The sequence below is a fragment of the Pseudomonas sp. PSKL.D1 genome (assembly GCF_028898945.1).
Classification (GTDB): Bacteria; Pseudomonadota; Gammaproteobacteria; order Pseudomonadales; family Pseudomonadaceae; genus Aquipseudomonas.
Window position 1 is genome coordinate 3,064,004 of sequence record NZ_CP118607.1, and the last position, 12,458, is coordinate 3,076,461.

Genomic DNA, 12,458 nt, shown 5'->3' on the forward strand with positions numbered 1-12,458 from the left:
CACAAGGAACGCCTCATGACCCAGAGTCGATTCGCAAGAACCGCCGCCTGGCTCGCGCTGCCGTGCCTGGTCGCGGCAGGCCTTTTGGCCTGGTACGTCACCCGCGAGCCCGCCTCACCCTTTGATCAGCAGCCGGCCGACCCGGCGCTGGTCGCACGCGGTGAATATGTGGCGCGGCTTAGCGATTGCGTGGCCTGCCACAGCGTGCCGGATGGCAAGCCCTTTGCCGGCGGGCTGGCCATGGCCACGCCGCTGGGCACGATCCACGCCACCAACGTCACGCCAGACCCGGCAACCGGCATCGGCCGCTACAGCCTGGCCGACTTCGACCGCGCCGTGCGCCATGGCGTGGCGCCCGGTGGCCGCCGGCTCTACCCGGCCATGCCCTACCCCTCTTACGCCAAGCTCAGCGATGACGACGTGCAGGCGCTGTATGCCTTCTTCATGAAAGGCGTGCAGCCGGTGCAGCAGGCAAACCTTGCCAGCGATATCCCTTGGCCACTGAACATGCGCTGGCCCATCGCGATGTGGAACGGCCTGTTCGCTGCCGATACCCCCTACGTGGCCAAGCCAGCGCAGGACACACAGTGGAACCGTGGCGCCTACATCGTCCAGGGCCCGGGCCACTGCGGGAGCTGCCACACGCCACGGGGCCTTGCGTTCAACGAAAAAGCACTGGACGACAACGGCAAACCCTTCCTGGCTGGCGCGCTGCTTGATGGCTGGTACGCGCCGAGCCTGCGCGGTGACCACAACACCGGGCTGGGCCGCTGGAGCGAGGCCGACATCGTGCAGTTCCTGAAAACCGGGCGCAACCGGCATGCGGTGGTGTACGGCTCGATGACCGAGGCATTCAACAACTCCACGCAGTTCATGACCGACGATGACCTGGCCGCCATTGCCCATTACCTGAAGTCGTTGCCCGGCGACCCGCAGCGTGACGGCACACCATGGGCGTATCAGGCAGCCTCGGCCGATGCCGGCCTTGACCGCCCCGGTGCCCATACCTACGTGACCCGCTGCGCGTCGTGCCACGGCCTTGATGGCAAGGGCCAGGCCGAGTGGATGCCGCCGCTGGCCGGTGCAACCTCGTCGCTGGCCAAGGAAAACGCCTCGGCAATCAACATCACCCTCAACGGCTCGCAACGCATCGTGGCGGCGGGCCTGCCGGATGCGTATCGCATGCCCGCGTTCCGTGAGCAGCTTTCGGACCAGGAGATAGCTCAAGTGTTGAGTTTTGTGCGGGGCAGTTGGGGCAATCATGGGGGTGCGGTGGATGCTGCGGCGGTAGGCAAGCTGCGCGGGCATACCGACCCGGCCAGCAGCAGCCCGATCATTTTGCACATGCGTTGAATCAGGTTGCCTGTACGGGCCTCTTCGCGGGTAAAGCCGCGAAGAGGCCCGTACAGACAAACACAAGAGGAACCCCCACCATGGAAAGCATCGACCTGCTGGTACTGCGCACCGCCCGCGACTGGCTCCAGGCTGGCGAGCGCGTTTTGCTGGCCACTGTCGCCCGCACCTGGGGCTCATCGCCGCGCCCGGTCGGCTCGATGATGGCCCTGCGCGGTGATGGCCGGGTGATCGGCAGCGTTTCCGGTGGCTGCATCGAAGATGACCTGATCCACCGCTACACCACCGCCTACCAGGGCGACGGCATGCCCAACGGCCTGCCCCGGGTGGTGCGCTACGGCGTCAGCGCGGATGAGGCGCACCGTTTCGGCCTGCCCTGTGGCGGCACGCTGGAACTGATCCTCGAATTCGAGCCACCACTATCAAGCTTCGATCACCTGCTGCCGCAACTGGACGCCGGCCAGCTGGTGCGCCGTGAACTGGACCTGGGCAGCGGCCGGGTGCAACTGGCCACCACCCTCACCCCGGACGCTTTCAGCTTCGACGGCCAGCGCATGCTCAACACCCTCGGCCCCGGCTACCGCATGCTGCTGATTGGCGCCGGGGCGCTGGCCGAGTACCTCGCCACCATGGCCCTGTTCAACGGCTTCAAGGTGGCGGTGTGCGACCCGCGCCCCGAGTACATGGACGGCTGGAACGTGGCGGGCGTGGAAAAGATCGTCGGCATGCCCGACGACGTGGTCCGCGCTTTCGCTCCGGACCTGCGCAGCTGCATCATCGGCCTGAGCCACGACCCCAAGCTGGACGACCTGGCCCTACTCGAAGCCCTGCATAGCCCGGCGTTTTATATTGGCGTGATTGGCTCGCGGCGTAACAGCCAACTGCGAAGGGCGCGGCTGATCGAGCATTTTGGGGAAAGCGAGGCGTCGCTGCAGCGGTTGAATGGGCCTATCGGGATTTACATCGGCAGCAAGACCCCAGCCGAAATTGCCGTGAGCGTGATGGCGCAAGTGTTGGCGACCAAAAACGGCGTGGCGCTACCGGCGGAAGTCGACGTGACTCGCGCCAAAACCAGCCTCGCGACAGCATCAATGCTGTAATTTCCAGCGTTCCAGGTTCCGCTTCACCAACGCTTCAGGCAACGGACCGTCCACGATCGCTTTCATCGCCGTTGCCAGGCGCGCCTGAAAAGCCGCTGTGTTGCACGGCGACGCCCGAGACATCGCCAGGTACAACCCTTCGCTGGAAACTGGCGGGGCCAGTACCTTCAACTCCCCGTCCACCCCCAAAGTCCGCACCAGCGCCATGCCGGGGTACTGTTCGTAGATCAGGAAATCATTGCGCTTGTGCAGCAACTTCTCGAACGCCTGCCTGGCACTGGGCACGGCTTCCAGCGTGAGGTTGGTCTTGGCGTAGTCATCAAACTGCTGCCCATGGCTGTTGCTGACCAGCGTGCCGCCATTATGGCCCTTCAAGTCTGCCCAGCCGCTGTAGGTAAACGCTGCTTCCTGACGCACCCAGACCACACTGGGCGTGTGCAGGAACGCCGGGGTGATGAAGTCCACCACCTGCTGGCGTGCCTGGGTCATGAAGTAACCGGCCATCAGGTCGATCTGGCCGGTGCGCACTTCTTCCTGCGCCCGGGACCAGGGCCCGCCATAGATCACGTTTATCTGTACCCCCAGCTGCTCGCCCAGGTGCTTGAGCAGGTCGGCATTGGCGCCGATCAACTGCTGGGGGTTTTGCGGGTCGCGCCACAGGTACGGGGGGTATTCCGGGTTGCCGGTGGCGGTCAGGTGCAGGCAAGCCTCCTGCGCCACCGCGAGGGGGGCAAGCAACATCAGCGAGAGCGACAGCAGCATGGACCGGCAAAAACAGCGCGCGATCATCACAACCCTCAACAACAATGGCCACTTCCTGTGGACGACCGCAACCGCGGAGCCCGGCTTACCCTACAGTCTGGACCAGGATTGCACGGCCGTCAGCTCGAAGGGCACCCCACCCTGCCCGGCACCGCCGTCGAGCGCACGGTTTCGGCCAGCTTGCGCAGGTTGGCCTGGTGGGCGTTGACCAGCCCGCTGATGCTGTTGTCGGCCGGGGTTTTCAGGGCGGTTCGGCACGTCACTTCAGCCTCGCCCGGCCGCTTCAGGCGCCACAGGGCGTCGAGTGCCGAGTACTGGCCCGGGACGCTGTCAAAGCGCTGAACGTCCACCCGCAACAAGGTTTTCGCCCCTGGGGCCGGGCCGCCCAACAGGTCCTGCAAGGCACTGCGAAACTCATCCACCAGGTTGGCACCCCACCATTCGGTTTCGAGGATGACCAGCCCGCTGCTACCCTGGCGCACCACCAACTGCGGGCGGTCCACCTGTGGCGGCAAGCTCACCCGCCCTACCAGCACCTGCGGGCCACCGCTCTGCAGTGGCTGGGCCGGCACCAGGGTATGGTAATTGTTGGGTGTGCTGCAGCCGGCCAGCCAGATCAGCAAGCCTACCCCGCACAGAATGCGCAGTCGATGCATCAGATGTCACTCCTCAGGCAAGCGGCCTCAAGGTTTCAGGTTTTCCGCCCCGGCGGCTTTGGGGCGGCCGCGAATCAACGACTCGGGGTGCCGGCCCAGGTAGTCGGCAAGGTCGCGCAACGAGCGGGACATGCGCTCCAGCTCGTCCAGCGATTCACTCAGCCGCTCGCGTTGCGGCGAGTCCTCGGCGATGGCCGAATTGGCGGTTTGCAGGGTTTTGTTCATCTGGTCGAGCGTGACTTTTACGTCGGGCAGCGTTTTGCCGTTGAACTGTTTAAGGCTGGCGCGCAGCTCGCGCAGGCTGCCGTCGAGGTTGCCGGCGATGCTTTCCAGCGGCAGCTTGCCGACCCGTTCGATAAAGTGCTGCAGTTGCTCCTGAAGTTTTTCCAGGCTGCCGGGCATGGTGGGGATGACAATCGGCTCAGCGGCCATGTCGAAGGCCACCTTGGGCGCTTCGGGGTAGAAGTCCAGTGAGATGAACATCTGCCCGGTGATCAGGTTGCCGCTGCGCGCCTGGGCGCGCAGGCCGTGCTCCACAAAGGTCGCGATCAAGCGCCGGGCGCCGGCCAGGTCGCCTGGGGTCTGCTTGAAGGCCACGAGCATTTTCTGGTGCACCGGCCCCAGCCGCTCGGGGTAAATCACGGCGTCTACCACCACCGGGAAACTCTGCCTGGCCTGGTCATAATCCAACTGGATCGAGGTGACCTTGCCGAACTCCACGCCCTTGAATTCCACGGGTGCCCCTACCGAAAGGCCACGCATGGCCTGGTCGAAGCGCAGGCGCAAATACTGCGCCTGACCATTGGGCGGAGCCAGGGCCGTTTCTCGGTCAGCAAACAGGCGGAATTTTGCCTGGTCAGCAACAGGCTCTGCGTCCGGCGCAAAGTCAGGGGAACCGAATGCCAGCCCACCGACCAGAATGGACGACAACGACTCAGTGTCGACCTTCAGGCCGTTGGCGCCGATCTGCATGTCTACGCCACTGGCATTCCAGAAGCGCGTGTCGGCCGTGACGAAACTGTCATAGGGCGACTGCACGAACACCCCGATTTCCACGCCTTTGCCGTCGTCCTGCAGCGCGTAGGACACCACTTCCCCCACCGGTATCTTGCGGTAATAGATCGACGAGCCGACATCCAGCGAGCCCAGGTCACTGGCGGTCAGGATGAAACGCTTGCCCTTTTCGCCGTAGGTGATCGGCGGCGGCAGCTCCAGGCCTGTGAAGGTTTTTTCCGGGGTTTTTGCCTCCCCTGCATCGGCACCGATGAAGCTCCCGGACAACAGCGTGTCCACCCCGGATATCCCGCCCGCGCCAATGCGCGGGCGCACCACCCAGAAACGCGCACCCTGGGTGGCGAACGAACGCGCATCGTTGGACAGTTGCACCTTCACGTCCACACTGTTGCGATCACTCGCCAGGTCAACGTCGGTTACCTCGCCAATCACCACGCTGCGGTACTTGACCTGGGTCTTGTGCGCCACCAGCCCTTCGCCTGAACGAAACGAAATCGAGATCACCGGGCCTTCCTGCATCCAGCTGCGCACCACCAGCGATGCCCCCACCAGAATCGCCAGGATCGGCACGATCCACACCAGCGACACGTTCCAGCGTCGGGTGCGGATTTGCGGGCCTTCGTGCTTGTCACTCGCCTGCGCCATCGCGGCCTCCATCAGGTTGATCCCAGATCGAGCGTGGGTCGAAGCTCATGGCTGCGAACATGGTCAGCACCACAACCATGCCAAAGAAGAGGATGCCGGCCCTTGGCTCGATGGTGCCAAGGCCGCGCAGTTGCACCAATGCCGCCACCAGTGCCACCACGATGACATCCAGCATTGACCAGTAGCCGATCAGCTCCACCGCGCGGTACAGCTGCGAGCGCTGCGGTTGCGCCCAGCTTGAGTGACGCTGGGCGGTGTACAGCAGCAGAGCAAGTGACAGGAACTTGATGGCCGGCACGCCGATGCTGGCGGTGAAGATGATCAATGCGATATCCCACGCGCCCGCCTCCCAAAATTCCAGCACGCCGCCACCGATGGTGCTGTCGGTGCCGCTGCCCAGCATTTCGGTGTGCATGACCGGTAGCAGGTTGGCCGGCACATAAAAGATCAGCGCCGCCAGCAAAAACGCCCAGCCGCGGGCAATTGCGTTGGTTTTTCGCCGGTGCAATGGCGCACCACATCGGTCGCAGGCATGGGCGCCGGCATTGACTTCGCACGCCTTGCCGCAGCCATGGCACAGGCACAGCCCCAGTGCATCGGCTTGGGCAGGCATGCTTACACCTGCTCCCACAGGTCGCGAATGTCGCGCCCGGCAATGTAGATGATGAGCATGCTCAGCATTGCCAGGGCTACCAGGCCTATGCCCGGGATCACGTCCAGCAACCCCGCCAGCTTGATGACGGCCACCAGTGCGCCCAACAGGCACACCTCCAGCATGCTCCAGGGGCGCAGCGCTTCCAGGCTGCGCATGCACAGTGCAAAACCCGGCGCGCGGCGGCCGGCCAAAGCAAAGCCCAACACCCAGCACAACAGGCCGATTTGCAAGGCCGGGGCAAAAATGATGGCCAACGCCATGACCAAGGCAATGAAGGTGATGCTGCCGCTGCTCAGGATCAGCACCGAATCCCAAAGCGTGGCCGAATTGGAAAGGCCCTGCATGCCGATGGTCATCACCGGGTACAGGTTGGCGAACAGCAAGAGCACCGCGCCCGTAACGCTCAGTGCCAGGCGCTGCTGCACCGACAGGCTGTTGTGCCGATACAGCACCCCACCGCAGCGTGGGCACAGCGCCCGCTGGTGGTGCTTTACAGGCGTGCGCTGATACACCGCATCGCAGTATTCACAGATGATCAGCCCCATGGTGGTCCCCGATGCACGGTTTGCCAGCGGCCAGCCAAAGCTTAGTCGCAAAGCGCCATGTGCCGCGACAAATACGATGTGCATTTGACGACAAACAGTGCGGGGAATAATGCGCCAGAGGTGGCTTGGATGCTCGGTCGTCACGCCTTGATCAGGCGCAACGTGAGGGCGCGGGCTTGCCCCGCGCCTTCAGCGGCTTATTTGGCCAGGCGCTGGCGGGTACGCTCCGCCGCCGCCTGGAATACCCGGCGCAGGGCTTCGACCTTGTCCTTGTCATCCGGGAAGGCCTTGGCGCTGATCAGGCCTTGCAGAAAGCCCACACCCCAACCTTTGGTTTCTGACAACTCCTGGCGGGTCTCGGAATCGGCAATGTCCCCCAGGTGCAGTGCCGCCGGGTGTTCGTAACGGTCTTCGAGGGCCAGTTTGCGCAACTCCTGTAAAGCAACCTGGAACTCAGCAGCGGCAGCATCGTCCAGGCCCAGGTGCTCGTACTGCAGCAGGCTCAGACGGTCAGTGGCGGTCATCAGCGAATCTCCGTTTCTCATTCAATGCAGCAGTTCAGAAAAGTCACCCATCAGCCCGTGGCACGACCGGGTGCCCGCTGCTGGTGAAGTCGGCAGGTGGCTTGTATACCACAGGTAGCACCTCGCGCCCTAGCGCAGCCCGCCATCCGGTCACGGGCTTGGATGGATTCACTCTTCATCGGTTAGTTTAAATTTAATTTGAATTTAGCATTGATTCATTTCAGGATGATTTCAATCATCTACCCATGCGAGCCCGCACCATGTCAGCCACCCCCCGCGAACCACGCAAGGACGGCGAGGCCACTCGCCAACGCATCCTTCAGGCCGCCGGCGAACTGTTTGCCGCCGTTGGCTACGCCGAAGCCAGCAACAAAGCCGTGGCTGCCAAGGCCGACGTCGACCTTGCTTCGATCAACTACCACTTTGGCAGCCGCAACGGGCTTTACCTGGCGGTGCTCGACGAAGCGCGCCGGCGCTTTCTGGACATTGCCGACCTGCAGCGGATCGTGCTTGGCGAGCAGCCAGCTACCGAAAAACTGCGCGCGCTGGTCGAGCTGGTTGTGCACAAAGCGGCTCAATCCAGGGACAACTGGCACCTGCGGGTGCTGGCGGCGGAAATCCTCGCCCCCAGCCCCCATGGCCAGGCGCATTTGCAGGCCGAAAGGCCCATGAAGTTGTCGCTGCTCAAGACACTGTTCAGCGAAATCACTGCCATCCCGGTGGACGACCCGGCGCTGACGCGCTGCATTCTCTGCGTCACCGCACCATGGGCCATGCTGCTGATCGGGCCGCGGGGTGCCTCGGGGGCGCTGCACGAGATTCTGGATATGCCCGCCGATGCGGTGTGCACCCACCTCTACCACTTCGCGCTGGCCGGTTTGCAAGCCACCGGCCAGCACCATGCCCGTCAGCAAGGCCTATGACCATGAATGCCCCCGAACCCCAAGCGCAGCACCAGACCTCCCTGCCCTTGTTGCTCGGCGCCCTGATGCTGGTGATGTTCCTTGCCGCGCTGGACCAGACCATCGTCTCTACCGCGCTGCCAACCATCGTCAGCGACCTGGGCGGCCTGCGTTGGCTGTCCTGGGTCGTCACGGCCTATCTGTTGGCATCCACCGTGGTGGTGCCGCTGTATGGCAAATTTGGCGACCTGTATGGCCGCAAGCGCGTGCTACAGATTGCCATTGCCCTGTTTCTGCTGGGTTCGGCCTTGTGCGGCCTGGCCCAGGACATGACCCAGCTCATCCTGTTCCGCGCGTTGCAGGGCCTGGGCGGTGGTGGCCTGATGGTGGTGGCGATGGCGGCCATCGGCGACGTCATTCCACCCGCCGAGCGTGGGCGCTACCAGGGCCTGTTCGGCGGCGTGTTTGGGCTGGCGACCGTGGTCGGGCCGTTGATTGGCGGCTTTCTGGTCGAGCACCTGTCCTGGCACTGGATTTTCTTCATCAACCTGCCCTTGGGCCTGCTGGCCGTGGTGGTGATCGGCAGCGTGTTCCGGCCGCACGTGGCGCCGGTCAAGCATCAAGTGGACTACATCGGCGCGGTGTTCCTGACCATCACGCTGGGCGCATTGGTGCTGATCACCAGCCTGGGTGGCAGCTTGCTGCCCTGGGTATCGCTGGACATGCTGTGCCTGGGGCTGTTCCTGGTGATCGGCCTGGCGGGTTTCGTCTACGAACAGGGCCGCGCTGCCGAGCCGATCATGCCGTTGCACCTGTTCCGCCACCGCACCTTCGTGCTGGCAGGGCTGATCGGGCTGATCGTCGGTGTGTCACTGTTCGGTTCGGTGACCTTTCTGCCGCTGTACATGCAGGTGGTGAAGAACGCCTCGCCAACCAGCGCCGGCCTGCAAATGCTGCCATTGATGGGCGGCCTGCTGGTGACCTCGGCCATCACCGGCCGGCTGATCAGCCACTGGGGGCGCTACCGCGTGTTCCCGATCCTCGGGACCCTGCTGCAGGTGATTGCCCTGGGTTTGCTCAGCCAGCTGCAGCTGGACACGCCCACGGCGCTGATGAACCTGTACATGGGCCTGCTCGGCGCTGGGCTGGGCATGGTGATGCAGGTGCTGATCCTGGCGGTGCAAAACAGCGTCGAGCGCCGCCACATGGGGGTGGCGACATCCGGGGCCACGCTGTTTCGTTCGATTGGCGGCTCGGTCGGCGTGTCGGTGTTCGGCGCGTTGTTTTCCCACTCATTGCTGAACCAGCTCACCAGTGAATTCGCCGCCAGCGCCGGCGGGCCTGCCGCGCTGTCACCCGAAGCCGTGCATCAGTTGGCTGCGCCACAGCAGCTTCTGTACCTTGAAGCGTTCTCGGGGGCGATGCACGGGGTGTTCGTGGTGGCCGGGCTGGTGACCTGCGTGGGGTTCGGCCTGGCCTGGCTGCTGCGCGAGGTGCCCTTGCGCAGCAGCCAGGCCTGAGCAACTCAGGCAAAGCCGAACAGTCTGCGTGGCGTGTCCCACATGATGGCGCGGCGCACCTCGGGGTCTGGCATCAGGCGTTCGGCCAGTTTCAGCAACGGGCCGTAGTCCACGCGCGAGGGCTGGCGAATGAACGGCCAGTCCGAGCCCCACACGCAGGCCTGCGGGCCGAATGCGTTGATCAACGCGCTCACGAAGGCGTGGCTTTGTTCGTGCAGGGCATCGGCGGCGGCAAACTTTTGCATGCCCGACAGCTTGACGCACACGCGCCCGTGCCGGGCCAGCCCGAGCAGTGCCTGGAACCCGGCCTGCTGCACGCCGGCCGCGGCATCCGGGCGCCCGCAATGGTCGATGAGTACCTGCGCGGGGCAGCGTTCCACCAACGGCAGCACGTCGACGAGCTGGCCTTCACGCACCTGAATCTGGGCGAACATGGCCAGTTCGGCGAGCTTGCCGAACAGTGGTTTGGCGCCGTCAAGGCTGCCCACGCCATACAGCGCCGGGTTGAAGGTGACGCCCACCACGCCCTGCTCGCGCAGCGCTGCCAGTTGATCAAGGCTGATGCCGTGTTCGACCACCGCCACGCCCTTGAAACGCCCTTGCCCGCTGGCCAAGGCATGCAGCAGGCAGCGGTTGTCGGTGTGGTAGCCACTGTTCGGGCCAACCAGCAGCGCATGCTGCACGCCATAGGCGTCCATCACTGCATTGAACTGCTCCAGGGTACCCACCTCCTGCCCGGCGGGCGCATACGGCGCGTCGGGGTGGTAAGGGAAGCGGACGGGGTCGAACAGGTGGTTGTGGCAGTCGATCTTCGGTTCGTCAAAAATGCTCAAAGCGTGTTCCCTCGCGCTTGCTTGCAGTGGGTGTTGATATTCACGGGTTTGAAGATACTGCAGCCAAGCGGCGGGTGAAATACGCAGTATGCTGAACAGCATGCCCACAACGACCGGTTGCCCCATGCCTACGCTTGAACAGTCGCTGCAAGACAGCTGGCACCGCAACGCCCACGCCTGGATTGATGCAGTGCGCGGCGGCGCCATCGAAAGCCGCCAGCAGGTAACGGACCAGGCCATCCTGCTTGCGATACTCGGCCGCCAGCCAGCGCGGGTGCTCGACCTGGGTTGCGGTGAGGGCTGGCTGTTACGTGCGCTGGCAGGCCGTGGCGTCGAAGCCGTCGGTGTGGATGGCGATGCCACGCTGGTCGCCGCTGCCCGCACCGCCGGGTCCACTGCCGTGCACCACGCCGGTTACGAGCAATTGGCCGAGGGTGAAGCCGATGTGGGCACAGGCTACGACCTGGTGTGCGCCAATTTTGCCTTGCTGCAGCAAGACATCATCCCGTTGCTGGCAGCCATGAATGGGCTTTTGCTGCCGGGTGGCGCTGTGGTGATCCAGACGCTGCACCCCTGGGCCGTGGCGAACGGCGATTACCAGGACGGCTGGCGGGAAGAGACGTTTGCCGGGCTGGCCGGTAACTGGCAGCCGATGCCCTGGTACTTTCGCACCCTGGCCAGTTGGCTGAATGCGCTGGACATGGCGGGCTTCAGGTTGGCAAGCGTGCAAGAGCCGCAGCACCCGCAAAGCGCGGTGCCGCAGTCTTTGCTGATGATCGCCGAGCGCGCCTGAATGCATGTGGGAGTGGCTTTGAGGTAAGCACTGAACCTGTAGGAGCGGATTTATCCGCGAACACCGGCAAAGCCGGTGCCATCCACCGCGTCGCCTGCTTCGCGGCTAAAGCCGCTCCTACAAAGGCGACAACCGCAGCACACGGTTACGGCCGCCTTCTGCCAACAGGTACCCACCCTTGCCGTCCGGCACGATGGACTGCGGTGCCTTGAGGAAGGTCAGCACCGTATGTTGCGTGCCGTCGGCATCCACACGCAGCAGGCGTGAACGGTGCGTGTTGTCTTCACTGATCCACAAGCCCCGCGCGTCGCACATCAGGAACGTCGGGTTACGCAACCCCTGCACCACCACCGGGTCCTGGCCATCGTCACTCAGTGCGCGGATTTTGCCGCTCGCCTTTTCCGTATACAGCAACCGCCCATCCGCGCAGCGGGTAAGCCCTTCGGTTTCGCTCAGGCCCGAGCGCAACACTTCCAGCTGGCCGCTGGCCCACTGGTAACGCATGAGCCGCCCGTTGCCCTTGCGGTCTTCGATGGCATACAGGTAAGCGCCATCGTCCCAAAGGCCCTGCACGCTCTCGCCCATGAACAGCGCGGTGACCTTGCCATCACGGGCCAGGCTGACCGGCGCCTGGCCACCTTCCTGGCTGAACACCCACCCGCCTTGGGCCGCGACCATGCCATCGGGCTTGGAGAGCTTGTCCACCAGCACTTCCCGCGCGCCTTGGGCCGTAATGCGCAGGATACTGCCACGGCCATCGTCCAGCTCACGGCTGACCAGCAAGCTGCCATCTGCCTGCGGCAACAGCGATGCGGCCTTGGCCACGTCACGGTGCACCACCTCGACACTCCAGCCTTTGGCGGCTTGTACCGGAAAGAAGCTTTGCCAGGCGAAGAAACCCAAGGTGGCAGTGAGCACGGCGGCGGTGGTTTGCAAGGCAATACGGGTGCTGCGTAGACGCAGGATGGGCATTAATCGGGCTCCTCGGGGCAGCCTGCGATGCTAGCAAGGTGATGTGAAAAAAACGTCAAATAAGTAAAATCATTTTTGGATATAAAAAGAACAAAACATTCTAACTAAATGGAATTAAAAAATTGAAAGCTGCGCACCGCGTCTCGTAGGCTGAAGGCACCTCTTTCACCCCGTTCAAGGATGC

The 12,458-nt window shown here is 63.9% G+C and carries 13 protein-coding genes; 5 read left to right on the forward strand and 8 right to left on the reverse strand.

The window, feature by feature from the left end; all coding sequences use genetic code 11:
• Nucleotides 1-15 precede the first annotated feature (15 nt).
• Together PVV54_RS13635 and PVV54_RS13640 are read left to right on the forward strand one after the other, a co-directional pair.
• Nucleotides 16-1,353 carry a c-type cytochrome gene (locus PVV54_RS13635; RefSeq protein WP_274905750.1) on the forward strand — a complete coding sequence of 446 codons (1,338 nt, stop codon included), beginning with the start codon at nucleotides 16-18 and terminating at the stop codon, nucleotides 1,351-1,353.
• Nucleotides 1,354-1,433: 80 nt separating this feature from the next.
• On the forward strand, nucleotides 1,434-2,453 hold the full coding sequence (locus tag PVV54_RS13640) for an XdhC family protein (RefSeq protein WP_274905751.1): 1,020 nt from the start codon (nucleotides 1,434-1,436) through the stop codon (nucleotides 2,451-2,453).
• Here the strand turns inward: PVV54_RS13640 and PVV54_RS13645 are convergent.
• The 6 genes from PVV54_RS13645 to PVV54_RS13670 all read right to left on the reverse strand — a co-directional run bounded on the left by PVV54_RS13645 (nucleotide 2,442) and on the right by PVV54_RS13670 (nucleotide 7,254).
• Nucleotides 2,442-3,242, reverse strand: coding sequence for a substrate-binding periplasmic protein (locus tag PVV54_RS13645; protein WP_274905752.1), 801 nt, complete (start codon nucleotides 3,240-3,242; stop codon nucleotides 2,442-2,444). The genes PVV54_RS13640 and PVV54_RS13645 overlap by 12 nt on opposite strands.
• A gap of 92 nt (nucleotides 3,243-3,334) precedes the next feature.
• Nucleotides 3,335-3,871: a PqiC family protein gene (locus PVV54_RS13650; protein ID WP_274905753.1), complete on the reverse strand. Its 537-nt coding sequence runs from the start codon at nucleotides 3,869-3,871 to the stop codon at nucleotides 3,335-3,337.
• 27 nt (nucleotides 3,872-3,898) lie between these two features.
• Entirely contained in the window at nucleotides 3,899-5,530 is a 1,632-nt protein-coding gene (locus PVV54_RS13655; protein WP_274905754.1) for a PqiB family protein, read from the reverse strand.
• Nucleotides 5,514-6,143: a paraquat-inducible protein A gene (locus PVV54_RS13660; RefSeq protein ID WP_274905755.1), complete on the reverse strand. Its 630-nt coding sequence runs from the start codon at nucleotides 6,141-6,143 to the stop codon at nucleotides 5,514-5,516. Before PVV54_RS13660 ends, PVV54_RS13655 begins: the two co-directional genes overlap by 17 nt.
• Before the next feature lie 2 nt (nucleotides 6,144-6,145).
• Complete coding sequence (locus tag PVV54_RS13665) at nucleotides 6,146-6,730, reverse strand: paraquat-inducible protein A (RefSeq protein ID WP_274905756.1); 585 nt, start codon at nucleotides 6,728-6,730, stop codon at nucleotides 6,146-6,148.
• A 197-nt stretch (nucleotides 6,731-6,927) separates the two neighbouring features.
• Entirely contained in the window at nucleotides 6,928-7,254 is a 327-nt protein-coding gene (locus PVV54_RS13670; RefSeq protein ID WP_274905757.1) for a hypothetical protein, read from the reverse strand.
• A gap of 260 nt (nucleotides 7,255-7,514) precedes the next feature.
• Here PVV54_RS13670 and PVV54_RS13675 point away from each other — a divergent pair, with 260 nt between their 5' ends.
• Both PVV54_RS13675 and PVV54_RS13680 read left to right on the forward strand, forming a co-directional pair.
• Complete coding sequence (locus tag PVV54_RS13675) at nucleotides 7,515-8,177, forward strand: TetR/AcrR family transcriptional regulator (RefSeq protein WP_274905758.1); 663 nt, start codon at nucleotides 7,515-7,517, stop codon at nucleotides 8,175-8,177.
• Between the two features lie 2 nt (nucleotides 8,178-8,179).
• Entirely contained in the window at nucleotides 8,180-9,676 is a 1,497-nt protein-coding gene (locus tag PVV54_RS13680) for an MDR family MFS transporter (RefSeq protein WP_274905759.1), read from the forward strand.
• Between the two features lie 5 nt (nucleotides 9,677-9,681).
• Here the strand turns inward: PVV54_RS13680 and PVV54_RS13685 are convergent, their stop codons facing one another.
• Nucleotides 9,682-10,509, reverse strand: coding sequence for an amidohydrolase family protein (locus tag PVV54_RS13685; protein WP_274905760.1), 828 nt, complete (start codon nucleotides 10,507-10,509; stop codon nucleotides 9,682-9,684).
• A 124-nt stretch (nucleotides 10,510-10,633) separates the two neighbouring features.
• Between PVV54_RS13685 and PVV54_RS13690 the strand changes: the two genes are divergently transcribed.
• Nucleotides 10,634-11,302: a class I SAM-dependent methyltransferase gene (locus PVV54_RS13690; protein WP_274905761.1), complete on the forward strand. Its 669-nt coding sequence runs from the start codon at nucleotides 10,634-10,636 to the stop codon at nucleotides 11,300-11,302.
• A 117-nt stretch (nucleotides 11,303-11,419) separates the two neighbouring features.
• Here the strand turns inward: PVV54_RS13690 and PVV54_RS13695 are convergent, their stop codons facing one another.
• On the reverse strand, nucleotides 11,420-12,274 hold the full coding sequence (locus PVV54_RS13695; RefSeq protein ID WP_274905762.1) for a hypothetical protein: 855 nt from the start codon (nucleotides 12,272-12,274) through the stop codon (nucleotides 11,420-11,422).
• Nucleotides 12,275-12,458: the final 184 nt, after the last annotated feature.